Here is a 25,062-nt window from a genome sequence, read left to right on the forward strand (position 1 = left end):
GCGGCCATGACGACGACGCAGGCCCGCCCTCGTCCCGTCCGCGGCCCGCGCGAGGAACGGCCCACCGGGCCGTCGTCGCCGTCCGCGCGCTGGTCGGGCCCCGCCTGGCTCGACGGCCCCATGACCAGCTGCCACCTGGTGCTGGGTGCGGCCGGCCTGCTGCTGCTCATCGGCCTGGTGATGGTCTTCTCCGCCTCGTCGATCGAGGCGGCGCTGGCCGACCAGTCCGCGTGGGCGCCGGGCGTCCAGCAGCTCGTCTGGGCCGCGCTGGGGCTGGGCGCGATGCTGGTCGCGATGCGGCTGCCCATCGGGCTGATCCGGCGGTGGTCGCCGATCGGGCTGGTGGTCGTCGCCGTCCTGCTGCTCCTGGTCCTGGTGCCCGGCATCGGCGTGCGGCTCAACGGCGCCCGGCAGTGGATCGACCTGGGCTTCACGCTCTTCCAGCCCTCGGAGCTGGCGAAGATCGTGTTCGCGCTGTGGGGCGCCCACGTCCTGGCCCTGCGGGAGCGCTACCTCACGACGACGTCGCTGCTCGTGCCGGTGCTGCCGGTGTTCGGCGTCCTGTCGCTGCTGATCATCGCCGAGCCGGACTTCGGCGGGGTCGTGAGCCTCGGCCTGGTCCTGGCCGGGCTGCTGTGGGCCGGTGGGATGCCGCTGCGCTGGTTCGGTGCGGCGTTCGCCGCCGGAGCCGCGCTGCTGGCCGTCGTGGTCACCGTCTCGGCCGAGCGGCGCGACCGCCTCACGTCGTTCCTCGACCCGTTCGCCGACCCGACCGACAGCGGCTTCCAGGCCATCCGCGGCATGTACGCGCTGGCCAGCGGGGGCCTGTGGGGCGTGGGCCTGGGCAACAGCGCGATGAAGTGGAACATCCTCCCGGAGGCGGAGTCGGACTACATCTTCGCGATCATCGGCGAGGAGCTGGGCTTCCTGGGCTGCCTGGTCGTCGTCACGCTGTACGGCGTGCTGGCCTACGCCGGCTTCCGCATCGCCCGCCGTGCCGCCGATCGGTTCGTGCAGCTGGCCTGCGTCGCCATCACCGTGTGGCTCGTCGGGCAGGCCACCATGAACATGGGCTACGTGGTCGGTCTGCTCCCGGTGACCGGCGTGACGCTCCCGCTGATCTCCGCGGGCGGCACGTCGCTGATCCTCACCCTCGCCGTCGTCGGCCTGCTGGCCCGCTTCGCCTGCACGGAGCCCGCCGCCGTGGAGTCGCTGCGCTCCCGGGACCGCGGGCGCATCGCCCGGCTGCTGCTGCCGGCCCCCGCGGCGGCGGTCGAGCCGGTCCGGCCGCGCCGCCGTCCCGAGGAGCGCGACGCACGCCGTCCCGCGATGGGCGGCGGGCGGACCCTCGTCCACGCCCGCAGCGGAGCTCCCCGACGGACCGCAGCGCCCGGGCCTGCCCGGGCCGAGCGCCCGGCCCCCGGCCTCCGCGCCGTCCCCACCGACCGCCCGGCCCGTGCCGAGCGCCCGACCCGGGCCGACCGCCCGGTGCGCGCCGACCGCCCGGTGCGCGCCGCGCGCCCGGACCCGGCGGCCCGGCCCGTGCGGGCCGAGCGGCCGCCGGCGACCGAGCGCCCCGCCCGTCCGCAGCGACCGGCACGGGCGGACCGGCCGGCCGAGCGCGGCCCGCGCGTGCCACCTGGCGGTGACCGTCCGGCGCCCCGGGTCCCACCGGGCCGCCGTCCCGGGGGAGCGACGTGAGCGAGCTCGCGAGCGCACCGCCGTCCCACCCGTTGTCGATCGTGCTCGCCGGTGGCGGTACCGGCGGCCACATCGAGCCGATGCTGGCCCTCGCCGACGCGCTGCGCCGCCGTCCCGGCGCCGACCTGCGGATCACCTGCCTCGGCACCGAGCGGGGCATGGAGACCCGGCTGGTGCCGGCCCGCGGCTACGACCTGCGACTGATTCCGCCGGTGCCTTTACCGCGGAAGCCGACCGTGGACCTGCTCCGCGTGCCCGGCCGGGTGCGGCGGGCGGTCGCGCAGACCCGGGCCCTGCTCGATGAACTCGAGGCCGACGTCGTCGTCGGCTTCGGCGGCTACGTCGCCCTGCCGGCCTACCTGGCGGCGCGGCGGGCCGGCGTCCCGATCGTGGTGCACGAGCAGAACGCGCTGCCGGGGCTGGCCAACCGCATCGGAGCCCGGCTCGCCGCCCGGGTGGCGGTCACCACGCCGGGCACACCCCTGCACGCCGGCGTCCACGTGGGCATGCCACTGCGCGTGGCGATCGGCTCGCTGGACCGGGCGGCGATGCGGGCCGAGGCGCGCACCGCGTTCGGCCTGGAGGCCGACCGGCCCACGCTGCTGGTCTTCGGCGGCTCGCAGGGTGCCGCCACGCTCAACCGGGCGGCGGTGGGTGCCGCCGGAGCGCTGTCGGAGGCCGGCATCCAGGTGCTGCACGCGCGCGGGCCGAAGAACACCGACGTCGAGGTGCCGCCGCGCACCGGCTCGGCGCCGTACGTGGTGGTCGACTACCTGGAGCGCATGGACCTCGCCTACGCCGCCGCCGACCTGGCCCTGTGCCGGTCCGGGGCGGTGACCGTGGCGGAGCTCTCCGCCGTGGGGTTGCCGGGAGTCTTCGTGCCGCTGCCCATCGGCAACGGCGAGCAGCGGCGCAACGCCCTGCCGGTGGTCGAGGCCGGGGGAGGGCTGCTGGTCGAGGACGCGGACCTCACGCCCGGGTGGATCGCCGAGCACGTCGTGCCGCTGCTCACCGACCCCGAGGCGCTGGCCGGGTACGCCCGGCACGCCGCCGCGGCGGGGGCGCCCGACGCCGACGAACGGCTGGCTGACATGGTCCTCGACGTGGCCACGGGGACCGGAGTCGAACGATGAGCGCTGCAGACGTCGCCGCCTGGTCGGGGCCGGTGCCCTCGCCTGAGGAGCTGGGGGCGGTGCACTTCGTCGGCATCGGCGGCGCCGGCATGAGCGGGATCGCGCGCATCCTGCTGGCGCGCGGGGTCCCCGTCTCGGGCAGCGACCGACGCGACACCCCGACGCTGCTGGCGCTGCGCGCCCTGGGAGCGCGGGTCGAGCTCGGGCACGCCGAGGAGCACCTCGGCCACGCCGACACCGTCGTCGTCTCCACCGCGATCCGCGACGACAACCCCGAGCTGTCTGCGGCGCGGGCCCGGGGCCTGCGAGTGCTGCCGCGGGCGGTCGCGCTCGCCTCCGTCATGGCCGGGAGCCGCAGCGTCGCCGTGGCCGGCACGCACGGCAAGACCTCGACCACCTCGATGCTCACCGTCGCCGTCCAGGCGTGCGGGGTCGACCCGTCCTTCGCCATCGGCGGCGACCTCAACGAGTCGGGCAGCAACGCCCACTCGGGAGGGGGCGACATCTTCGTCGCCGAGGCCGACGAGAGCGACCGCTCCTTCCTCCTGCTGGCGCCCTTCGGCGGGATCGTCACCAACGTCGAGGCCGACCACCTGGACAACTACGGCGACCTCGCCGCGGTCGAGGCGGCTTTCGACCGCTTCCTGCAGACGGTCTCCCCGGACGGGTTCGTGGTGGTCTGCGCCGACGACACCGGCTCCGCCCGGCTGCGCGGCGTGCCGTCCCCGGCCCGGCTGCGGACCTACGGGCGGGCGGCCGACGCCGACCTGCGCCTGGAGGACCTGCGGGTCGAGGGCGACGCCACCAGCTACACCGCCGTCCTCGACGGCACGGAGCTGGGCCGGGTGCGGATCCTCGTGCCCGGGGAGCACATGGCCCTCAACAGCGCGGCCGCGCTGCTCGCCGGCCTGGAGCTGGGGCTGCCGGCCGACGGGCTGATCGACGGCCTGGGTCGCTTCGGCGGGGTGCACCGGCGGTTCGAGCTCAAGGGCGTCGTCGACGGCGTCCGGGTGTACGACGACTACGCCCACCACCCGACCGAGGTGCGCGCCCAGCTGCGCGCCGCCCGCGCGGTGGCGGGGGACGGGCGGCTGGTCGTGGCCTTCCAGCCGCACCTGTACAGCCGGACCCGGGAGTTCGCCGCCGGCTTCGGCGAGGCCCTCGGCCTGGCCGACGACGTCGTGGTGATGGAGATCTACGGCGCCCGCGAGGACCCGGTGCCCGGCGTGACCGGCGCGATGGTGGCCGACGCGGTCCCGCTGCCGCCCGGGCAGGTGGTCTTCGAGCCGTCGTGGTCTGCGGCCGCCCCGGCGCTGGCCGCCCGGGCGCGTGCCGGTGACCTGGTCATGACGATGGGTGCCGGGGACGTCTCGATGGTCGGCCCGGAGGTGCTCGAGGCGCTCACGGCCCGCGCGGCCGGGCGGGACGGGTGGGACGGGGAAGGGAAGGCGGGCGACGCGACGGGCGCGGAGCGGTGAGCCGCACGGGGACGACCACCCGCGACCGCGGGTCGTCCCGGCGGACCTCCGGCCGGCGCGCGAGCGCGCCGGTCACCCCGCTGCGCAACCGGCGCCACCACCCGCGCCGCCGGGGCGCCGTGCTGCTCGGCGTCGGCCTCGTGGTGCTCGCCCTGCTCGGGTGGGCGCTCTGGTCCGGTCCGCTGCTCGCCGTCCGGTCGGTCCAGGTCGACGGCGCCACCACGCTGCCCGCCGCGCTGGTCCGCGAGGCCGCGGGCATCGAGGACGGCCGGTCCCTGCTGCGGGTCGACGTCGACGCCGCGCGCGACGCGGTGGCCGAGCTGCCGCAGGTGGAGTCGGTGACGGTCACCCGTGGGTGGCCCAGCAGGGTGGTCATCACGCTGGTCGAGCGGACACCGCTGGCCGTCGTCGGCGAGGCCGGGCGGCGGTCCCTGCTCGACGAGCGGGGCGTCGTCTTCGACACGGTCACCGGCGAGCCGCCGGCAGGTGTCGTGCCCCTCTCGGTGCGCGACCCCGGGCCCGAGGACGAGGCGACCCGGGCCGCGCTCGGCGCCATCGCCGCGTTACCGGATCCCGTGCGCGAGCAGGTGGCCGAGGCGGCTGCCGAGAACGCCGAGTCGGTCGCGCTGACGCTGAAGGACGGGACCGTGGTGCGCTGGGGCGGCGCGGACGAGTCGGGCAAGAAGGCTGAGATCCTCGCCGCGCTGCTCGACGAACTGGCCGCGGAGAGCCTCGAGCCGGCGGGCGAGCTCGACATCAGCGTCCCCTCGGCCGTCGTCGTCCGCTGAAGAAGGACCCCCTCCTCCTCACCCCTCACGCGCTGGGGGCGAGCCTCGGGACGGGGTCGGCCCGCCACCGTGCGAGGGGCCGTCGCTGTCCGTCGCTGGCCGCCTCCGCACGGCTCGAACGGGCCCGCCCGACCGACACGCCGACGGCGGCGACACGCCCGACGGCAGAAACAAATGTCGTGCGTGTGATTTCTGGGGACGGCGGGAGTCTGCACCCCGACGTGAGACGAAATCAGCGCGGGTCGTCACGATCAGTGGTGCAGTTGTGATCGATGAGTCGCGAGTGTTCGGTCGTGTTCCGCCCTACCGACACGCCGAGCCGGACGGGGTGCTTGTAGCGCCTCTCGACCCGCACCTAACTTCAACCACGTCGACCGAGTTGACATAACTGTAAGGCTGAACTTGAGGATGAGGGTCCAGTTGGGGAGCGCCGCATGACACCTCCGCACAACTATCTAGCGGTCATCAAGGTCGTCGGCATCGGCGGCGGCGGGGTGAACGCGGTCAATCGCATGATCGAAGTCGGCCTCAAGGGGGTCGAGTTCATCGCGATCAACACCGACGCCCAGGCCCTCCTGATGAGCGACGCCGACGTCAAGCTCGACGTCGGCCGCGAGCTCACCCGGGGGCTGGGCGCCGGCGCCCAGCCCGACGTGGGCCGCCAGGCCGCCGAGGACCACCGCGAGGAGATCGAGGAGGTCCTCAAGGGGGCCGACATGGTCTTCGTGACGGCGGGCGAGGGCGGCGGCACCGGTACCGGTGGCGCGCCGGTGGTCGCCTCCATCGCGCGCAAGCTAGGCGCCCTGACCATCGGCGTCGTCACCCGCCCGTTCGCCTTCGAGGGCAAGCGGCGCGCGGTGCAGGCCGAGTCGGGCATCGAGGAGCTGCGCAACGAGTGCGACACGCTCATCGTGATCCCGAACGACCGGCTGCTGCAGTTGGGCGACCGGAACGTCAGCGTGATGGACGCCTTCCGCACCGCCGACCAGGTGCTGCTGTCCGGTGTCCAGGGCATCACCGACCTGATCACCACGCCCGGCCTGATCAACCTGGACTTCGCCGACGTCAAGTCGGTCATGTCCGGGGCGGGCTCGGCGCTGATGGGCATCGGCAGCGCCCGCGGCGACAACCGCGCGCTGCTGGCCGCGGAGCAGGCGATCGCCAGCCCGCTGCTGGAGGCCTCGATGGAGGGCGCCCACGGCGTACTGCTGTCGATCTCCGGCGGGTCTGACCTGGGGCTGTTCGAGATCAACGAGGCCGCCTCGCTGGTCTCCGACGCGGCGCACCCGGACGCCAACATCATCTTCGGCGCCGTCATCGACGACGCCCTGGGTGACGAGGTGCGGGTGACGGTCATCGCTGCCGGGTTCGACAGCGGCAAGCCCAACGTCCGCAAGGACGGCGCGGCCGCCTCCGTGCCCGGGAGCCAGTCGAACGGTTCGGTGCCCAGCGGGCTCTCGCCGCACCGCCGTCCGGCGATGGCACCGATGAACCCGGTGGCCGCCCCGGCGCCGCAGGGCTCCGGCGAGCGTCTCGCCCCGGCACCCCAGGCGCAGGCGGCCCCCGCTGCCCGGCCGGCCCCGGCACCGGCGCCCCAGGGCGGTGGCATCACGGTGCCGCCGCTTCCGCCCATCCCGGGTGCGATCAACGGCCGCCGGCCGCTGTCCAACGAGGACTTCGAGGAAGAGTTGGACATCCCCGAGTTCCTCAAGCAGTAAGAGGACCCCCGTCCTCCTCATCCCTCGCACGCTCGGGACGAGCCTCTGGACGGGGGCCTTCCATCCAGGACCGAGGCCCTAAGCTCGCGTCACATGGATACGACACCGGCCGCCCCGTCGTCGGTACGACCCCGGAGGGTCGTCACCGACCGACGGGGCGGCCGTTCTCGTGCGCCCTACGACTCCTTCAACCTCGGTGACCACGTCGGGGACGATCCGGGCGACGTCGCCGCCAACCGGTCCCGCGTGGCCCGCGAGCTCGGTGTCGGCGAGGACCGCCTGGTCTGGATGAACCAGGTGCACGGCTCCGAGGTCGCCGTGGTCGAGGGCCCGCAGGACGGGCCGTTGGCCGGGACCGACGCCCTCGTCACCGCCACGCCGGGGCTGGTCCTCGGCGTGCTGGCCGCCGACTGCGTCCCCGTGCTGCTCACCGATCCGGTCGCCGGGGTGGTCGCCGCCGTGCACGCCGGGCGCGAGGGGCTGCGCCGCGGGGTGCTGCCGGCCACGCTGTCGGCCATGGCGAGCCTCGGGGCCCGCGCCCGCCACGTGACCGCGCTGCTGGGCCCGGCCGTGTGCGGTGCCTGCTACGAGGTGCCGCAGGCGATGCAGGCCGAGGTGGCCGCCGTCGCGCCGGCCGCCGCCGTCCCCACCCGCCGCGGTACTGCCGGTCTGGACCTGCGCGCCGGGCTGGCCGACATCCTGGGCCGCGCGGGCGTGACCGAGGTCGTGCACGACCCGCGCTGCACCGTCGAGGACCCGCAGCTGTTCTCCCACCGCCGCGACGGCGTCACCGGGCGCCAGGCCGGCCTGGTGTGGCTGGGCTGAAGAAGGACCCTGTCCTCCTTGCCCCTCGCAGGCTCGGGGCGAGCCTCGGGACTGGGCCGGGAAGGATGTACTGATGGTCGCCTCCGAGGAGAGCCTGCGCGCGGTACGGGCGCGGATCGACGCTGCCGCCCGGGCGGCCGGACGGGACCCGGCGACGGTCGCGCTGCTCGCCGTCAGCAAGACCTGGCCGGCAGCCGACGTCCGCGCCCTGGCCGCGCTGGGGCAGGTTGACTTCGGCGAGAACCGCGCGCAGGAGCTGATCGGCAAGGCGGCCGAGCTCGCCGACCTGCCGGTCCGCTGGCACTTCATCGGCCAGCTCCAGCGCAACAAGGCCGCCGCGGTCGCCCGGCTGGGTGCCGTGGTCCACTCGGTCGACCGCACGTCGCTCGCGCAGGCCCTCAGCCGGGCCGGTGAGGCCGCGCAGCAGCCGGTCGACGTCCTGCTCCAGGTGGACCTCGGCGGGCCGGAGGGCGAGCTGGGGGCCCGCGGGGGAGCGGACCCCGGGGACGTGCCCGCCCTCGCCGACGCCGCCGCGGAGCTCTCCGGTGTCCGGCTGCGCGGGCTCATGGCGGTCGCGCCCCGGGAGGAGGAGCCCGGCCCGGCGTTCGCCCGGCTGGCCGCCCTCGCGGCCCGGGTTCGCGCCGACCACCCGGAGGCAGGAGAGCTCTCCGCCGGCATGAGCGGTGACCTCGAGGAAGCCGTCGCAGCCGGCGCGACGATCGTGCGTGTCGGAACCGCGTTGTTCGGCAGCCGGCCCCTAACCTCGCCCTCAGACACACCAGTCACACCAGTCACACGGGCCTCCGGAGCCCCGGGGTGATTACGTCGACGCTCGTCGAACGTGCACGCTGAGCACGTCAGTAGAGGGGGAGGTCCGATGGCTGGAGCCATGCGGAGGATGGGGATCTACCTGGGGCTCGTCGAGGACGACGACGCCCGCGGGTACGGCCGGTACGACGTCCGCCAGTCCGACCATCCCGATCCCGACCGCCGGTACGGGCGGTACGAGGACGACCACTACGACGACTACGCCGGGGGCGACTACCCGGCCGGGTACGCCGACGAGGAGCTCCCCGAGCCCGCGCCGACGCGGGCACCGGAGCCGTTGAGCGTGCGCCGTGTCGCGCCGGCCCGCCCGCTCGGCCTGGCGCCGTCGGGGGGCACCGGTGGCGGGGCGTCCCGGATCAGCGCCATGAGCAGCGGCCCGGTCGGTGCCGCCGGCCTGGCGGTCCGCGAGCCGGTCGCCGCCATCGTGCCCGAGCCGGCCCCGGCACCCGTGCCCGCACCGCAGCCCTACCGGATCACCACCCTGCACCCGCGCACCTACAACGAGGCGCGCGTGATCGGGGAGCGGTTCCGCGACGGGATGCCGGTCATCATGAACCTGACGGAGATGGACGACGCCGACGCCAAGCGGCTCGTCGACTTCGCTGCGGGGCTGTCGTTCGGGCTGCGCGGTAGTATCGAGCGCGTCACGGCGAAGGTGTTCCTGCTCAGTCCGCAGAACGTCGACGTGACGGCCGAGGACAAGGCGCGGATCCGCGAGGGCGGGTTCTTCAACCAGTCCTGAGGCCGCTCGGGCCCCGGCCCGCGCTCACGATGACGGCGGCACGTCAGGTGCCCTGGACGAACGAGGACCGTGGAACTCTTCTGGGCGATCATCTCGGCTGTCCTGCTCGTCTTCCTGATCCTGCTCTTCGCGCGTTTCGTCGTCGACTGGGTGATGGTGCTCGCGCGCAGCTGGCGCCCCACCGGCCTCGTGGCGGCCGGGCTCGAGGTCGTGTACAGCACCACGGACCCTCCGTTGAAGGCCGTGCGCCGGGTCATCCCGCCGCTGAACCTGGGCACCATCCGGCTGGACCTGGGTTTCATGGTGCTGTTGATCGCGGTGGTCATCCTCCGTGGCATCACCACGTCGCTCTCGCGCTAACGTGACCAGTGATCTCGCAGCAGCGGAGCGCGGCGGCCACCCGGTCCCGTGCCCTGCTCTGCACCCCCAGTCCCGCCGTATCACTAAGGTGACCTGATGCCACTCACGCCTGCCGACGTGCACAACGTCGTCTTCAAGAAGCCGCCCATCGGCAAGCGGGGCTACGACGAGGACGAGGTCGACGCCTTCCTCGACGTGGTGGAGGCCGAGCTGGCCCGCCTGATCGAGGAGAACAACGAGCTGCGCTCGGGCGCCGGCAGCCGCGTCCAGGCCCGTGCCGAGGAGCGACCCGAGCCGCCGGCCCCCGCGCCGGTCGCCGTCGCGCCGCCGGTCCAGCAGCCGCGCGAGGACGACAGCGCCCGGGCCTCCCGGATGCTCGCCCTGGCCACCGAGACGGCCGACCGCTACGTCAACGAGGCCAAGACCCAGGCTGAGCAGATGCTCAGCGGTGCGAAGACCAACAGCGAGCGCCTGATGTCCGACGCCCGGACCAAGAGCGAGCAGATGGTCACCGAGGCCAAGCACCGCGCCGACTCGATGATCGGCGACGCCCGCACCCGGGCGGAGACCATGGAGCGGGAGGCGCGGGCCAAGGCCGCCGCCCTCGACCAGGACGCCGAGCGCCGTCACGTCGAGGCCATGGGCAGCCTCGAGGAGAAGCGCACCAGCCTCGAGCGCAAGATCGAGGAGCTGCGCACCTTCGAGCGCGAGTACCGCACCCGCCTGCGGTCCTACCTCGAGTCCCACCTGCGCGACCTCGACGCCCGCGGATCGGCGGAGCCGGCCTCCAACGCGCGTCAGAACCAGCACGCCAGCGCCTGATCCCAGGCCGGCCGACAGGGGCCTCCGGACCACGGTCCGGGGGCCCTGTCGCGTCTCCGGGGCGCGCCGCCGCCGGGACCGCAGCGGCGCAGGGGCGCTGGCCCTATTGTCCTGACCGTGATCGTCGCGGCCGGCCTCTTGGTGCTCGTGGGTGCGGGACTGTTCGTGGCCGGTCTGCTGACCGAGGTCACGGCCTACTACTGGGCGTGCGTCGCCGCGTGCGTGGTCGCCGCCGTGCTGCTGTACTTCGCCCGGCGGAAGATGACCGCCTCCGCCCCGGCCGCCGCTGCTGCCGCGCCTGCGGGCGCCGCCGCCGCCGTGCCTGCCGCTGCCGGGGCCGGCGCCGGCCGGCACGCCGGTACGGGCGACGCCACCACCGAGCCGGGGGCGGCGGTCCGAACGCCGCCGACCTCGCAGACGACGGCGACCCCGGCCCCCGTGGAGCAGGTCGCCACGCCCGCCGCGGCACCCGAGCTGACGCCGCCTGCCGCGGCGCCCGCCTCAGCCGCTGTCGGCACCGCGACGACGACGGCACGGGCCGAGCCCTCCGGCGCCACGGCGGGTTCCACCGCGGGCCCGGCCGGGGCGGGCGAGCCGCCGCTCGAGGAGGTCGAGGTCACCGACCTGCTGCTGGTCGTCGACCTCAGGGACGAGGTCCTCGTCGTCGACGAGCACCCGCGCTACCACGTCGAAGGCTGCCGCCGCCTGACCGGCCAGGAGACCATCCCGATCCCGCTGGACGAGGCGAAGACCGACGGGTTCACGCCGTGCGGCACCTGCCGCCCGGACGCCACCCTGGCCGACCGGGTGCGCGCCCGGAAGAACTAGCAGAAGGACCCCCGTCCCCCTCCCCACTCGCAGGCTCGTGGTGAGCCTCCGGACGGGGCCGCCTACGCGGCGCGGACCACCCAGAACCGGGACCCCTCGGGCCCCTCGACACCCTCCCCGGCACCGGTCCCGGGCTGCACCCGCACGGCGAGGACCTCCGCGGCCAGCGCGTCGGCGTGCTCCTCGACCGCCCGGGCCACCGCGCCCTCGGCCGTCCAGGTGAGCTCGATGCGGTCGCTGACCTCCAGGCCGGCGTTCTTCCGGGCCTCCTGCACCAGCCGGACCACCTCGCGGAACAGGCCGGCCCGCTCGAGCTCCGGGGTGAGCGTCAGGTCCAGCGCGACGGTCAGGCCGCCGCCGCTGGCGACCGTCCAGCCCTCGCGCGGGGTCTCGGTGACGATCAGGTCGCCCTGCTCCAGCGCCACGGGAACGCCGTCGACCTCGACGGTCGCCGTCCCGGCCCGGTAGGCGGCCACCAGCTCCGCCGCGTCCGAGGCAGCCACCGCCTTCGCGACCGCCTGCACCTGCTTGCCCAGGCGCCGGCCCACCGCGCGGAAGTCGATCTTCACGCTCACGTCGACCAGGTCGCCGCCGACGGAGGAGAGCTCCACCAGCTCCGCCACGTTCAGCTCGTCGGCCACCTCGGCCACCAGGTCGCGGGGGAACGTGGACCAGGAGGGCGCGGCGACCAGCGCGCGGGCCAGGGGCTGGCGGGTGCGCACCTTCGCCGAGGTGCGCGCCGAGCGGCCCAGCTCGACGAGCCGGCGCACGAGGTCCACCTGGGCGACCAGCGCGTCGTCGCGGGCCTCCTCGTCGACCGTGGGCCACGTGGACAGGTGCACCGAGTCGACGGCGCGGTCGGCCGCGGATCCGACGAGACCCGGGACGACGGCGCGCCCCCAGACCTCCTCGGTGACGAAGGGGGTGAACGGCGCCATGAGCCGGGTGAGCCCGTCGAGCACCTCGTGCAGCGTCGCCAGGGCGGCCGGGTCGCCGTCCCAGAAGCGCCGTCGGGAGCGCCGCACGTACCAGTTGGACATGTCGTCGACGAACTCCGCCAGCAGCCGGCCGGCGCCCTGGGTGTCGAAGTCCTCCAGCGCGTCGGTGACCTGCCCGGTGACCGACGCCAGCCGGGCCAGCGCCCAGCGGTCCAGCAGCGGGCGGTCGGCTCGTGCGGGCGCGGGTGCGGTCGCCGGGTCCCAGCCGTTGGCCTCGGCGTAAAGGGTGAAGAAGCTGGCGGTGTTCCAGTAGGTGAGCAGCACCTTCCGGACCACCTCGGACAGCGTCTCGTGCCCCACGCGGCGGGCCGACCACGGCGATCCGCCGGCGAGCATGAACCAGCGGACGGCGTCGGCACCGTGCCGGTCCATGAGCGGGATGGGCTCGAGGATGTTGCCGAGGTGCTTGCTCATCTTGCGGCCGTCCTCGGCCAGGATGTGGCCCAGGCACAGCACGTTCTCGTAGGAGCTCTTCTCGAACACCAGGGTGCCGACGGCCATCAGCGTGTAGAACCAGCCGCGGGTCTGGTCGATCGCCTCGGCGATGAACTGCGCCGGGTAGGACGCCTCGAACTGCTCCTGGTTGCGGTGCGGCGCGCCCCACTGGGCGAAGGGCATCGAGCCGGAGTCGTACCAGGCGTCGATGACCTGGCGGACCCGCCGGTAGGTGCCCTCCTCGCCGGGCAGCGTGAAGGTGACCTCGTCGATGAACGGCCGGTGCGGGTCCAGGTCCGCCAGGTCGCGGCCGGTCAGCTCGGAGAGCTCGGCCAGCGAGCCGACGGCCACCATCCGCGACGGGTCGGCGTCGTTGCGCCAGATCGGCAGGGGGGTGCCCCAGTACCGGTCGCGGGACAGCGCCCAGTCGACGTTGTTGGTCAGCCAGTCGCCGTAGCGGCCGGTCTTGATGTTCTCCGGGTACCAGGTGGTCTTCTCGTTCTCGGCGAGGAGCTGGTCCTTGATCTGGCTGGTCCGGATGTACCAGGACGGCTGCGCGTAGTACATCAGCGGCGTGTGGCAGCGCCAGCAGTGCGGATAGGTGTGCTCGTAGCGCAGCTCGCGGTACAGGACGCCGCGCTCCTGCAGGTCCTGCACCAGGGCCGCGTCGGCGGCCTTGAAGAAGTGCCCGCCGACCAGCGGGATGTCGGGCAGGAAGTGGCCGGTGGCGTCGATCGGGACGACCACCGGCAGGCCGTACCCGCGGCAGACGGCGAGGTCGTCGGCGCCGAACGCGGGGGACTGGTGCACCAGGCCGGTGCCGTCCTCGGTCGTCACGTAGTCGGCGAGGACGACGTAGTGGGCGTCGACCGGCTCGCCGTCGTCGCCCTCGGGGAACTCGACCAGCTCGAAGGGGCGCTGGTAGTGCACGCGCTCCCAGTCGCGGCCGGCGGTGCGGGCGAGGACCTCCACGTCGTCGGTCTCGCCGAAGACTGCGGCCAGCAGCGGCTCGGCGACGACCAGCGTGTCCTCTCCGCGCCGCGCGACCACGTAGGTGACGTCGGGGTGCACGGCGATCGCGGTGTTGGACGGCAGCGTCCACGGCGTCGTCGTCCAGATGAGCAGGTCGGCCCGGCCCGCCCACTCGCCGCTGGTCACGGGCATGCGGACGTAGACCGAGGGATCGGTGATCGTCTCGTAGCCCTGCGCGACCTCGTGGTCGGACAGGCCGGTGCCGCAGCGCGGGCAGTAGGGGGCGACGCGGTGGTCCTCGACCAGCAGCCCCTTGTCGAAGATCTGCTTGAGCGACCACCAGACGCTCTGGATGTAGCCCGGGTCCATCGTCCAGTAGGCGGTGGACATGTCGACCCAGTAGCCCATGCGGCGGGTGAGCTCGGAGAACGAGTCGACGTGCCGCTCGACGGACTCCCGGCACTTGGCGTTGAACTCGGCGATGCCGTAGCGCTCGATGTCCGGCTTGCCGGCGAAGCCCAGTTCCTGCTCGACGGCGATCTCGACCGGGAGGCCGTGGCAGTCCCAGCCGGCTCGGCGGGGGACGTGCCAGCCCTGCATCGTCTTGAAGCGCGGGAAGACGTCCTTGAACGCCCGGGCCTCGATGTGGTGCGTGCCCGGTCGGCCGTTGGCGGTGGGCGGTCCCTCGTAGACGTTCCACTGGGGCCGGCCGAAGGAGCCCTCCAGGGTCCGTGCGAAGACCTTGTCGGCCTCCCAGCGCTGGAGGATCTGCTGCTCGAGGGCGGGCAGGTCGACCTGCGGGGGGAGCGCGGCGAACGGGCCGGTGGCCGAGGGGGAACTCACGCGCTCCATTCTCCCCGAACCGGCAAACGGGTTCCGCGCGGCGTCCGCCCCGGCGCGCTGGCCGGCTCCGGGACGCGACACGGCGACGACACGGGCGTACGGGAGACTGCCCCCATGGGGGACGGCGGCGAGTGAGCACGACCGTGACGCTCGCGCTGGGCGTCGGCGCCGTCGTCGTCCTGGTGGCCGCCGTCGCGCTGCGGCTCGCCGACCGGCTGGGGCTGCCCAGCCTGCTGCTCTACCTGGCCCTGGGCGTGGGCCTCGGGGAGAGCGGCCTCGGCGTCCAGTTCGAGGACTACGAGCTGACCCACACCCTCGGCTACGCCGCGCTCGTCATCATCCTGGCCGAGGGCGGGCTGACGACGCGGTGGGCCGACGTCCGGCGGGCGATCGGACCCGGCATCTCGCTGTCCACCGTGGGCGTCGCGGTGAGCGTGGGGGTGACCGGAGCGGTCGCCGCGCTGGTCCTGGGCTACAGCTGGGGCTTCGCCTTCCTGCTGGCAGCGGTGATCAGCTCCACCGACGCCGCCGCCGTCTTCGCCACGCTCCGCCGGCTGCCCCTCCCGCGCCGGCTCGCCGCCTCGCTCGAGGCCGAGAGCGGCCTCAACGACGCCCCGGTGATCCTGCTCGTGACCGCGCTCGCCGAGTTCCTCACGGGGGAGTCGGACGGCCCGTGGTGGCTCGTCGGCGTCGTGGTGGTCGCCGAGCTGATCGGTGGGGCCGTGGTCGGGGTGGGCATCGGCTTCGCGGGTGCTGCCCTCCTGCGCCGGGTGGCCCTGCCCGTGGCCGGCTTCTACCCCCTGGCCACCCTCGCCCTCTGCGTGCTCGCGTACTCGTCCGCCAGCCTGGCGCACACCTCCGGCTTCGTCGCGGTCTACCTGGCCGGGGTGGTGCTGGGCAACGCGACGCTGCCGCACCGATCGGCGAGCGTCGGCTTCGCCGAGGGCATGGCCTCGCTGGCCCAGATCGGTCTGTTCGTCCTTCTCGGGCTGCTGGTCTCCCCGGGCCGGCTGCCCGAGGCGGTGGGGCCGGCGCTGGTCGTGGGCGGGGCCCTGCTGCTGCTCGCCCGGCCGCTGTCGGTGGTCGCCAGCCTGGTGTGGTTCCGCTTCCCGTGGCCTCAGCAGGCGTTCATCTCGTGGGCGGGGCTGCGCGGGGCGGTGCCGATCGTGGCGGCCATCATCCCGTTGACCGCGGACGTGCCCGGGGCGACCAGGATCTTCGACACCGTCTTCGTGCTGGTCGTCGTCTTCACCGTCGTGCAGGGAGGGTCGCTGCCCTGGATGGCCCGGCGGCTGCGCATCGCGACGCCCGTGGCGCCGCGCGACGTGCACGTCGAGGCTGCTCCGCTGGGCGAGCTCGACGCCGACCTCATGCAGGTGACGGTGCCGCCCGGGTCCCGGCTGCACGGTGTCTACCTGCCCGAACTGCGGCTGCCGGAAGACGCCGCCGTGGTCCTCGTCGTCCGCGAGGGCCGCTCGTTCGTGCCGGACGACCAGACCCGCCTCATGCGCGGCGACCAGGCGCTCATCGTGACGGCCCGGCGCTCCCGGCACGAGGCCGAGCGCCGGCTCCGCGCGGTCAGCCGGGCGGGGCGGCTGGCGTCCTGGCGCGGCGAGACGGGCGCGGCGACCGGCGCCGACTGAAAGAGGACGTGGGAAGGTGGCCTGACGACGCCGTCCACGGGGAGGAGCGCGCCATGCGGTTCCTGTTCCGACCTCCCGCCGCCGAGGCGACGGGTCTGCTCAGCCTGCCGTGGAGCGAGCCGCTGGCAGAGTGGGACCCGGAGCTCCTGCTCGAGGTGCCGCAGCGCGGCATCTCCCGGCACGTCGTGCGGTTCGTCGCCTCCGGCGGGCAGGTCTTCGCGCTCAAGGAGATCAACGAGCGCCTCGCCCGTCACGAGTACCGGCTCCTCGCCGAGTTCGAGGAGGAGGGCCTGCCGACGGTCTCCGTGCTCGGCATCTGCGTGGACCGTCCCGATGACCAGGAGGCCATCCTGGTCACCCGGTACCTGGAGTACTCGATGTCCTACCGGTGGCTGTTCTCGCGGCCGCGAGGGGCGCACTCCGCCGATCAGCTGCTCGACACGATGGTCGAGCTGCTGGTCCGCCTGCACCTGGCGGGCGTCTTCTGGGGCGACTGCTCCCTGTCCAACACGCTCTTCCGGCTCGACGCCGGCGCCCTGACGGCCTACCTGGTGGACGCGGAGACGGTGGCCCGCCACCGGACGTTGTCGGCGGGGCAACGGGCCTACGACGTCGACCTCGCCCGGGAGCGCGTGGGTGCCGAGCTCCTGGACCTCCAGTTCGGCGAGCTCCTGCCCGAGGGCATCGACCCGATCGCGGTGGCCGATAGCTTGGCGCCGCGCTACGAGGCGCTGTGGAACGAGGTGACCCACGAGGAGGTCTTCAGCAGCCACGAGCAGAACTGGCGCGTCGCCGAGCGGCTCCAGCGGCTCAACGACCTCGGGTTCGACGTCGGGGAGGTCGAGCTGGTCACCGACGGGGACGGCGTGCGGCTCCGCGTGGAGACCCGCGTCTCCGAGCCGGGCCAGCACCGCCGGGAACTGTTCCGGCTGACCGGGCTGGAGGTCCAGGAGCGGCAGGCGCGCCGGCTGCTCAACGACATCCGGGCCTTCCGCGCGCACCTGGAGCGGACGTCCGGGGGGACCGTTCCGGAGTCGTTCGCGGCACACCGCTGGCTGACGGAGGTCTACCAGCTCGTGGTGGACGCGATCCCGCCGGACCTCGCCGGCCGGCTCGCCCCGGCCGAGGTGTTCCACGAGGTGCTGGAGCACCGCTGGTTCCTCTCGGAGCAGGCCCAGCGCGACGTCGGGACCGCCGAGGCGGCGGGGTCCTACTTCCGGAACGTGCTGCCCCAGACGCCCAAAGAGGTCACGACCCCCTCGGTCATCGTGGGGCTCGCCCGGGAGGGCTGAACCGTCCCACCGGCGCGTCCGGTCACGATCGGGTCGCGCCGCACGTGCAGGTCACGGTTCGAATTGACAGCGTTTGTGGCCTGGACCACGCTCCGAGAACCGCTCTTGATCAGCTCGTGGCGCGCCAACGGAGGCGATGACCGATGCCGAACGCTCCAGGCCGTTCCGGATTCCGAGGGCCCGCCCCGGCGCCCCTCCGAGGAAGGAGCCGGTCGCGCCGACGCGGGGTGGCCGGCGCCGCTGCGCTGCTGGTCACGGCCGGGACGCTCGCCGCCTGCGGCGGGGACAGTGGGGGTACGCCGACCCTGACCTGGTACTTCAACCCCGACAACGGTGGCCAGGTCGAGTTGGCCAGGCGCTGCACGGAGGAGGCCGACGGCCGGTACCGGATCGAGACGGCGATCCTGCCGCGCGACGCCTCCTCCCAGCGCGAGCAGCTGGTGCGCCGCCTCGCGGCGAAGGACGCCTCCATCGACCTCATGAGCCTGGACCCGATCTACGTCCCGGAGTTCGCCCAGGCCGGGTTCCTGGCTCCGGTGCCGGAGGACGTCGCCGAGCGGGTCACCGAAGGTGTCGTGCAGAGCGCGATCGACGGCGCGACCTGGGACGACGAGCTCGTCGCCGTCCCGTTCTGGGGCAATACGCAGCTGCTCTGGTACCGCAAGTCGGTGGCCGAGGCCGCCGGACTGGACATGACCAAGCCGGTGACCTGGGAGCAGATCGTCACCGCCGCGCAGGAGCAGGACGTCGAGCTGGGTGTCCAGGGCATCCGCGCCGAGTCGCTGACCGTCTGGTTCAACTCCCTCATCGAGTCCGCGGGCGGCTCGGTGATCGAGGGCAACGCCGACGACCCGGAGAACCTGGAGCTCGGGCTGGACTCCGACGCCGGCCGGCAGGCCGCCGAGGTCATGAAGATGGTGGCCGAGTCCGGCCAGGCCGGTGCGGCGTTCTCCACGGAGAACGAGTCGGCCTCCGCCGCGGAGTTCGAGGGGGAGCGCGGCGGCTTCATGGTCAACTGGCCGTTCATCTACGCCCAGGCCGTGAGCGGCGTCGAGGGCGGCACGATCGACCAGGCGGTGCTCGACGACTACGGCTGGACCCTGTGGCCGTCGGTTCTCCCGAACGTGCCGAGCGCCCCGCCGCTGGGCGGCATCGACCTCGGGATCGGCGCGTACTCGGCGAACGTGGACTTCGCCTACGAAGCCGCCGAGTGCATCACCACGGACGAGAACCAGGCCTACTACATGATCAACGAGGGGAACCCGGCGTCCTCGGCCGCGGTGTTCGACGCCCCGGATGTCGTCGAGAAGTTCCCCATGGCCGACACCATCCGGCAGTCGCTCGAGCAGGCCGCCCCGCGTCCGCAGACCGCCTACTACAACGAGGTCTCCGGCGGCCTCCAGCGCGAGTACCACCCGCCGGCGTCCGTGCAGCCCGGCGACACGGGCCCCAAGGCGGCCGAGCTGATCGCCGCGGTCCTCCGAGGGGAGCAGCTGCTGTGAGCACCACGACCCTTCCCCCGACCAAGAAGGACGCGCCGAAGTCGGCGCCGGCCGCGACGACCAGCGACCGTGCCCGTAGCGAGCGCAAGCTCGGCTGGCTGCTGGCCGGGCCGGCGTTCCTGGTGATGCTGGCCGTCACCGCCTACCCGATCCTCCAGGCGACCTACGAGTCACTGTTCTCCTACCGGCTCACCGACCCGGACAACCGCTCGTTCGTCGGCCTGCAGAACTACGGCGTCATCCTCAGCGACCCGTTGTGGTGGCAGTCCCTGTGGGTGACGGCGCTCATCACCTTCGTCACCGTGCTCGTGGAGCTGGTGCTCGGCTTCGCGCTGGCGATGGTCATGGCCAAGGCGCTGAGCTCCATCCGTCCGGTGGTCCGCGCCGCGATCCTCATCCCGTACGCGGTCATCACCGTGGTGTCGGCCTACGCCTGGCAGTTCGCCTTCGACATCAACACCGGGTTCGTGAACTCCTGGTTCGCGTGGATACCGGGGGTCGGGACGGACACCGACTGGTTCGGTGACTTCGGGACGTCGATCTTCGTGATCTGCCTGGCCGAGATCTGGAAGACGACGCCGTTCATCTCGCTGCTGCTGCTCGCCGGTCTGGCGCAGGTCCCCGAGGTGCTGCAGGAGGCGGCCAAGGTCGACGGCGCGACGTGGTGGCAGCGGTTGTGGCGGGTCACGCTGCCGAACATGAAGGCGGCGATCATGGTCGCCCTGCTGTTCCGCACGCTGGACGCGTTCCGGATCTTCGACAGCATCTTCGTGATGACCGCCGGCGCCAACGGCACCGAGTCGGTGTCCTTCCTGGCCTACCGGCAGACCATCTCCCGGCTGGAGATCGGGCTCGGGTCCGCGCTGTCGGTGCTGCTGTTCCTGTCGGTGGTGCTGATAGCCGCGATCTTCATCAAGGGCTTCAAGGTCGACCTGGCACAGGCGAGGGGTGAGGGCTGATGTCCCGGCGGGAGAAGACCTGGTGGTGGGTCGGCGGCGCGCTGATCGTCGTCTACTGCCTGTTCCCGATCGCGTGGATCGTCTCGCTGTCGCTGAAGGCGCCCAGTGATCTCAACACCGGGGGATTCCTGCCCAGCGCGGTGTCATGGGAGAACTACCAGCTGATCCTCACCGGTGGCGCCAGCGACCTGTTCCTGCCGGCGCTGCGCAACTCCTTCGGCATCTGCCTGATCGCCACCGCGATCTCCTGCCTGCTGGCGATGTTCGCGGCCTACGCCATCGCCCGGCTGGACTTCCCGGGCAAGAGGCTGATCCTGTCCACGGCGCTCATCGTGGCGATCTTCCCGATCATCTCGATCGTCACGCCGCTGTTCAACCTGTGGCGCAACATCGGTCTGTACGACACCTGGCCCGGCCTGATCATCCCGTACCTGTCGCTGACGCTGCCCATCTCCATCTGGACCATGTCGGCCTTCTTCCGGGAGATCCCCTGGGAGATGGAGCAGGCCGCGCAGGTCGACGGCGCGACCACGTGGCAGGCGTTCCGCAAGGTGATCGTGCCGCTGGCGACGCCGGGTGTGTTCACCACCGCGATCATCGCGTTCTTCATCGCCTGGAACGACTTCCTGTACGGCATCTCGCTCACCTCGACCAGCGCGGCGCGGCCGGTGCCCGCGGCGATCGGCCTGTTCTCCGGCGAGTCGCAGTTCGTGGAGCCGACTGGCGCGATCGCCGCCGCGGCGGTCATCGTCACCATCCCGGTGGTGCTCCTGGTCCTGCTCTTCCAGCGGCGCATCGTCGCCGGCCTCACCAACGGCGCGGTCAAGGGATGACCCCCGAGCCGCTCCCCACCACTTCCAAGCCGCTCCCCACCACTTCCAAGCCGCTCCCCACCACTTCCAAGCCGCTCCCCACCACCCCACCCACCCAGCGAGGGGACTCCTGATGGCCTCGATCGAGATGCGGAACATCGTCAAGCAGTACGGCGACGGGTTCCCGGCGGTGAACGACGTCAGCCTGGACATCGCCGACGGCGAGTTCATGATCCTGGTCGGACCGTCCGGCTGCGGGAAGTCGACGCTGCTGCGGATGATCGTCGGGCTGGAGGACATCACCAGCGGCGACATGGTCATCGGGGGGAAGCGGGTCAACGACCTGGCGCCCCGGGACCGCAACCTGTCGATGGTGTTCCAGAACTACGCGCTCTACCCGCACATGACGGTGTTCGAGAACATCGCCTTCCCGCTGCGGCTGTCCAAGATGCCCGACGACGAGGTGCGCCGCCGCGTCACCGAGGCCTCCGACGTCCTGGAGCTCAAGGAGCACCTCGACCGCAAGCCGGCCAACCTCTCCGGCGGGCAGCGGCAGCGCGTGGCCATGGGGCGGGCGATCGTCCGGCAGGCCGAGGCGTTCCTCTTCGACGAGCCGCTGTCCAACCTGGACGCCAAGCTGCGCGGCCAGATGCGCACCGAGATCTCCCGGCTGCAGCGCCGGCTCGGGATCACGACCGTCTACGTCACCCACGACCAGACCGAGGCCATGACCCTCGGAGACCGGGTCTGCGTGCTGCGCAAGGGCAAGATCCAGCAGGTGGCCTCGCCGCGCGAGTTGTACGAGCAGCCGGTCAACCTGTTCGTCGCCGGGTTCATCGGCTCGCCGCCGATGAACTTCCTGCCGGCCACCCCGAGGGGCGACCGGCTCGAGACCCCGTTCGGCGACATCGCCCTGGACCAGAAGCGGGCCGCCGCCGTGGCCGGTCACGAACTGCTGCTGGTCGGCATCCGGCCGGAGTACTTCGAGGACGCCTCCCTGGTCGACGAGGCGAAGCGGCCGGTCGGCTCGATCTTCAAGGCCCGCGTCGACGTCACCGAGTGGCTGGGCGACTCGCAGTTCGCCTACATCCCCTACGAGGCGCCGGAGTCGATCCAGCAGCACCTGCGCGAGCTGTCGCGGGAGCTGGACTCGGAGGAGTTGCGCACCCAGGCAATCGTCTCGATCGACGCCACCAGCCGGATCCGGGAGGGCCGGGAGGCGGAGTTCTGGCTCGACAGCCGCAAGGTGCACGTCTTCGACCCGGAGACGGGGGAGAACCTCACCCGCGACCCCGAGGCCGGTGCCGAGCTCACCCGCATGGCCACCCAGGACCGGGTGGAGCAGCTCGAGGAGGTCCGGGGGGCGTCGGTCGGGGCGGCGTAGCGGGGGGCGGGGGCGGGCGCGGCTATCGTCGTCGGCGTGACCGAGCAGCCCGACCCCGCCGTCGGCGAACCGGTGCGCCGGCCGCGCACGCGCCTGCTGCTGTCGCTGGCCGCCGCCGTGCTGCTCGTCGACCTGGTGACCAAGCTCGTCGTGGTCGCCACGATCGAGCCGGGCGAGGACATCCGCGTGCTCGGTGGAGCGTTGTACCTGACGCACCTGCGCAACACCGGCGCCGCGTTCTCCTTCGCCGAGGGCTTCACGATCGTCTTCACGCTCGTGGCCCTCGCCGTCGTCGTCGTCATCGTGCGCACCGCCCGTCGGCTGTTCTCCACCGGCTGGGCGGTCACGCTGGGGCTGGTGCTGGGCGGCGCCGTCGGCAACCTGGTCGACCGCGTCTTCCGCGACCCCGGCTTCCTGCGCGGCGGCGTCGTCGACTTCCTGTCGGCCTTCGGTCCCGACGGCGAGATGTGGCCGGTGTTCAACGTGGCCGACTCGGCGATCGTCTGCGGCGGCATCCTCGGCGCCGTCCTGGCGCTGCGCGGCATCGACTTCGACGGCAGCCGCGCGGGTGCCGACCCGGCGGGCTCCACCGGTCGCGGGAGCCGGCCCGTCACAATGGGGGAGTGACCAGCTCTCCCGGCCTGCCCGCGTCCGGGACCAGCCGCGCCCTGCCCGTCCCCGACGGGCTCGAGGGGCAGCGGGTGGACCAGGCGCTGTCCCGCCTCTTCGGGCTCTCGCGGTCCGTGGCCGCCGAGGTGGCCGACGCCGGTCACGTCCTGGTCGACGGCCGGGTGCGCGGCAAGGGCGACCGGCTCAGCGGAGGCAGCTGGCTGGAGGTCGAGCTGCCGCCGCCACCGGGTGAGCCGGCGGCACCCAGGCCGGTCGAGGGCATGACGATCCTGTACGACGACGACGACCTGGTCCTGGTGGACAAGCCCGTCGGGGTGGCGGCCCACCCGAGCCCCGGCTGGGACGGTCCGACCGTCATCGGCGGCCTGGCCGCCGCCGGGTACCGGGTCTCCACCTCCGGTGCCGCCGAGCGGCAGGGCGTCGTGCACCGCCTCGACGCCGCGACGACGGGCGTGATGGTGGTGGCCAAGAGCGAGCGCGCCTACACCTCCCTCAAGGCGGCGTTCAAGGAGCGCACCGTCGAGAAGGGCTACCACGCCCTCGTCCAGGGCCACCCCGATCCCTCCCGCGGCACCATCGACGCCCCGATCGACCGGCACCCCAAGCACGACTGGCGTTTCGCCGTGGTGCAGGGCGGCCGCCCCTCCGTCACGCACTACGAGGTGATGGAGGCGTTCCCGGCCGCCAGCCTCGTGGACATCCGGCTGGAGACCGGGCGCACCCACCAGATCCGGGTGCACTTCTCCGCGCTGCGCCACCCCTGCGTCGGGGACATCACCTACGGCGCCGACCCCACGCTGGCCGCGCGCCTCGGGGTGAGCCGCCAGTGGCTGCACGCGGTGCGGCTGGGCTTCCCGCACCCGGCCGACGGGCGCTGGGTGGAGTTCACCAGCGAGTACCCGTCCGATCTCGCCGGCGCGCTGGCCGTCCTGCGCGCCGAGGCCTGACCCGGCCCAGGCGTCGGCCGTGAGCGGGCTCCCGGACGCACTCACCGACTTCGGCCCGGCGGCTTTCGCCGCCGTCGTCGTCGCGGTGTACCTGGTCGCCGGGGAGCCCGTGGCCGGGCACGTCCTGCACCGCCGCTTCGAGGGCAGGCTGCGGACCGACCCCGGCGCCCGCCGCTCGTTCTACGGCCGGCTGCTCGTCCTGGAGTGGGGTCTGGCCCTGCTGGCCCTCGTCGTGTGGCTGTCCGCCCCGGGGGTGGACGCCGCCGCGGTGGGCCTGACCTGGCCGCGGTCCTGGCCCGGCCCGCTGACGCTGCTGCTGGTCGTCCTCGTGCTCGGCTTCGTCGTCGTCTCCACCCGCGCCCTGCGCGGGGGCGCGCTGATGGAGGCGACGGCGCCACCGCCCCGCCGGCCGCCCGGGCAGGGCAGGCACGCCGAGCCACCGGGGCACGCCACGCTGGCGCTCCTGCCGCGGACGGCGGGAGAACGCCGGCTGTTCACCGTGGTCGGCCTCACCGCCGGCATCTGCGAGGAGTGGCTCTACCGGGGCTTCTTCCTCGCCGTGGTCGCCGCCGTCGCCGGTGACCTGCCCGGCTGGGTGCTCGTTCTGGTCGCGGCGGTCGCGTTCGGGCTGGCCCACGCCTACCAGGGCCGGGCCGGGATCCTGCTCACCGGCGTGCTCGGCGGCGTGATGGCCGCGCTCTACCTGGGCACGGGGTCGCTGCTGATCCCGGTGCTGCTGCACGCCGCCATCGACCTACGCTTTCTCCTCGTGCCCACCCGCGTGCTGCCCACCGCAAGGCCGGCCTGGTGACCGGGCCGTCGGCCTCCGTGGCCACCCCTGACGACTGGCCGGAGGTGGTGGACCTGCGCACCCGCGTCTTCGTCGGGGAGCAGGGCGTGCCGCCGGAGATCGAGCAGGACGACCGCGACGCCACGGCCGTGCACGTCGTCAGCCGGGGCCGCGCGGGGGGCGTCGCCGGGCGCGTCGTCGCCACCGGGCGCCTGCTGCTGCCCGGGGACGGCTCGCGCACCGCGGCGATCGGCCGGATGGCGGCCGACATCTCGGTCCGGGGGCTCGGGCACGGCGCCGCGGTGCTGGCCGAGCTGCACCGCCAGGCCGCCCTGCGCGGCGCGACCGCGGTCGAGCTGCACGCGCAGGTCAGCGCCCGCGGCTTCTACGAGCGGGCCGGCTACACGGCCGTCGGCCCGGAGTACCTCGAGGCCGGTATCGCGCACGTCACGATGCGGCGGGTGCTCGAGAGGCCGGACGCGGACCGGGTGGCGGGCGGACAGGGGAGCGGCGCGGGGCGGGTGTGACCGATCGGTCCGCGAAGCAGCAGACACGTCCTGTCAGACCCTCGGCGTAGACAGCTTCCAGTGCGAGGATCGGGGGCGAACCCGAGACACCTTCTCCCGAGGGCC

Annotated in this window: 22 protein-coding genes; 21 read left to right on the top strand and 1 reads right to left on the bottom strand. The window is 73.4% G+C overall.

Annotation, left to right across the window (positions count from 1 at the left end; translation table 11 throughout):
* Nucleotides 1–6 precede the first annotated feature (6 nt).
* The 11 genes from ftsW (at nucleotide 7) to BLS70_RS10800 (ending at nucleotide 11,223) form a co-directional block, all read left to right on the top strand.
* Nucleotides 7–1,701: a putative lipid II flippase FtsW gene (gene ftsW / locus BLS70_RS21495; protein ID WP_304457104.1), complete on the top strand. Its 1,695-nt coding sequence runs from the start codon at nucleotides 7–9 to the stop codon at nucleotides 1,699–1,701.
* The gene (gene murG / locus BLS70_RS10755; RefSeq protein WP_255362384.1) at nucleotides 1,698–2,834 is read left to right on the top strand and encodes an undecaprenyldiphospho-muramoylpentapeptide beta-N-acetylglucosaminyltransferase; all 1,137 of its coding nucleotides are present in this window, start codon (nucleotides 1,698–1,700) and stop codon (nucleotides 2,832–2,834) included. Before ftsW ends, murG begins: the two co-directional genes overlap by 4 nt.
* Nucleotides 2,831–4,312, top strand: a complete 1,482-nt coding sequence (gene murC, locus BLS70_RS10760) for a UDP-N-acetylmuramate--L-alanine ligase (protein WP_091767078.1) — start codon at nucleotides 2,831–2,833, stop codon at nucleotides 4,310–4,312. Before murG ends, murC begins: the two co-directional genes overlap by 4 nt.
* On the top strand, nucleotides 4,309–5,100 hold the full coding sequence (locus BLS70_RS10765; protein ID WP_176946357.1) for a cell division protein FtsQ/DivIB: 792 nt from the start codon (nucleotides 4,309–4,311) through the stop codon (nucleotides 5,098–5,100). The genes murC and BLS70_RS10765 overlap by 4 nt, the downstream gene beginning before the upstream one ends.
* Nucleotides 5,101–5,534: 434 nt before the next feature.
* Nucleotides 5,535–6,818: a cell division protein FtsZ gene (ftsZ, locus tag BLS70_RS10770; RefSeq protein WP_091767080.1), complete on the top strand. Its 1,284-nt coding sequence runs from the start codon at nucleotides 5,535–5,537 to the stop codon at nucleotides 6,816–6,818.
* 93 nt (nucleotides 6,819–6,911) lie between these two features.
* Nucleotides 6,912–7,643, top strand: a complete 732-nt coding sequence (gene pgeF, locus BLS70_RS10775) for a peptidoglycan editing factor PgeF (protein WP_091767083.1) — start codon at nucleotides 6,912–6,914, stop codon at nucleotides 7,641–7,643.
* A gap of 73 nt (nucleotides 7,644–7,716) precedes the next feature.
* On the top strand, nucleotides 7,717–8,463 hold the full coding sequence (locus BLS70_RS10780; protein WP_091767086.1) for a YggS family pyridoxal phosphate-dependent enzyme: 747 nt from the start codon (nucleotides 7,717–7,719) through the stop codon (nucleotides 8,461–8,463).
* Nucleotides 8,464–8,520: 57 nt separating this feature from the next.
* Nucleotides 8,521–9,213 (top strand): cell division protein SepF, encoded by a 693-nt coding sequence (locus BLS70_RS21500; protein WP_091767089.1) that lies wholly within the window; start codon nucleotides 8,521–8,523, stop codon nucleotides 9,211–9,213.
* Between the two features lie 69 nt (nucleotides 9,214–9,282).
* Nucleotides 9,283–9,573: a YggT family protein gene (locus BLS70_RS10790; protein WP_091767091.1), complete on the top strand. Its 291-nt coding sequence runs from the start codon at nucleotides 9,283–9,285 to the stop codon at nucleotides 9,571–9,573.
* Nucleotides 9,574–9,669: 96 nt separating this feature from the next.
* Nucleotides 9,670–10,395 carry a DivIVA domain-containing protein gene (locus BLS70_RS10795; RefSeq protein WP_091767094.1) on the top strand — a complete coding sequence of 242 codons (726 nt, stop codon included), beginning with the start codon at nucleotides 9,670–9,672 and terminating at the stop codon, nucleotides 10,393–10,395.
* 117 nt (nucleotides 10,396–10,512) lie between these two features.
* On the top strand, nucleotides 10,513–11,223 hold the full coding sequence (locus BLS70_RS10800; protein WP_091767097.1) for a hypothetical protein: 711 nt from the start codon (nucleotides 10,513–10,515) through the stop codon (nucleotides 11,221–11,223).
* Nucleotides 11,224–11,285: 62 nt separating this feature from the next.
* Here the strand turns inward: BLS70_RS10800 and ileS are convergent, their stop codons facing one another.
* Entirely contained in the window at nucleotides 11,286–14,471 is a 3,186-nt protein-coding gene (gene ileS, locus BLS70_RS10805) for an isoleucine--tRNA ligase (protein WP_218122370.1), read from the bottom strand.
* A 131-nt stretch (nucleotides 14,472–14,602) separates the two neighbouring features.
* Between ileS and BLS70_RS10810 the strand changes: the two genes are divergently transcribed.
* The 10 genes from BLS70_RS10810 (at nucleotide 14,603) to BLS70_RS10855 (ending at nucleotide 24,957) form a co-directional block, all read left to right on the top strand.
* Entirely contained in the window at nucleotides 14,603–16,114 is a 1,512-nt protein-coding gene (locus tag BLS70_RS10810; RefSeq protein WP_091767103.1) for a potassium/proton antiporter, read from the top strand.
* A 53-nt stretch (nucleotides 16,115–16,167) separates the two neighbouring features.
* A complete protein-coding gene (locus BLS70_RS10815) occupies nucleotides 16,168–17,406 on the top strand; it encodes a DUF4032 domain-containing protein (protein WP_091767106.1) in 1,239 nt (412 codons plus the stop codon).
* Nucleotides 17,407–17,633: 227 nt separating this feature from the next.
* Nucleotides 17,634–18,908, top strand: a complete 1,275-nt coding sequence (locus tag BLS70_RS10820; protein WP_255362385.1) for an extracellular solute-binding protein — start codon at nucleotides 17,634–17,636, stop codon at nucleotides 18,906–18,908.
* Complete coding sequence (locus BLS70_RS10825; protein ID WP_091767112.1) at nucleotides 18,905–19,867, top strand: carbohydrate ABC transporter permease; 963 nt, start codon at nucleotides 18,905–18,907, stop codon at nucleotides 19,865–19,867. Before BLS70_RS10820 ends, BLS70_RS10825 begins: the two co-directional genes overlap by 4 nt.
* Entirely contained in the window at nucleotides 19,867–20,700 is an 834-nt protein-coding gene (locus tag BLS70_RS10830) for a carbohydrate ABC transporter permease (RefSeq protein WP_091767114.1), read from the top strand. The genes BLS70_RS10825 and BLS70_RS10830 overlap by 1 nt, the downstream gene beginning before the upstream one ends.
* 112 nt (nucleotides 20,701–20,812) lie before the next feature.
* Nucleotides 20,813–22,063 (top strand): ABC transporter ATP-binding protein, encoded by a 1,251-nt coding sequence (locus BLS70_RS10835; RefSeq protein WP_091767116.1) that lies wholly within the window; start codon nucleotides 20,813–20,815, stop codon nucleotides 22,061–22,063.
* A gap of 36 nt (nucleotides 22,064–22,099) precedes the next feature.
* Nucleotides 22,100–22,690, top strand: a complete 591-nt coding sequence (gene lspA / locus BLS70_RS10840; protein ID WP_143030391.1) for a signal peptidase II — start codon at nucleotides 22,100–22,102, stop codon at nucleotides 22,688–22,690.
* Nucleotides 22,687–23,640 (top strand): RluA family pseudouridine synthase, encoded by a 954-nt coding sequence (locus tag BLS70_RS10845; RefSeq protein ID WP_255362386.1) that lies wholly within the window; start codon nucleotides 22,687–22,689, stop codon nucleotides 23,638–23,640. Before lspA ends, BLS70_RS10845 begins: the two co-directional genes overlap by 4 nt.
* A 19-nt stretch (nucleotides 23,641–23,659) precedes the next feature.
* Complete coding sequence (locus BLS70_RS10850; RefSeq protein WP_091767119.1) at nucleotides 23,660–24,451, top strand: CPBP family intramembrane glutamic endopeptidase; 792 nt, start codon at nucleotides 23,660–23,662, stop codon at nucleotides 24,449–24,451.
* Nucleotides 24,448–24,957, top strand: coding sequence for a GNAT family N-acetyltransferase (locus tag BLS70_RS10855; RefSeq protein ID WP_091767121.1), 510 nt, complete (start codon nucleotides 24,448–24,450; stop codon nucleotides 24,955–24,957). Before BLS70_RS10850 ends, BLS70_RS10855 begins: the two co-directional genes overlap by 4 nt.
* The last annotated feature ends 105 nt before the right edge of the window (nucleotides 24,958–25,062 follow it).

The organism is Blastococcus aurantiacus (assembly GCF_900102425.1).
GTDB lineage: Bacteria > Actinomycetota > Actinomycetes > Mycobacteriales > Geodermatophilaceae > Blastococcus > Blastococcus aurantiacus.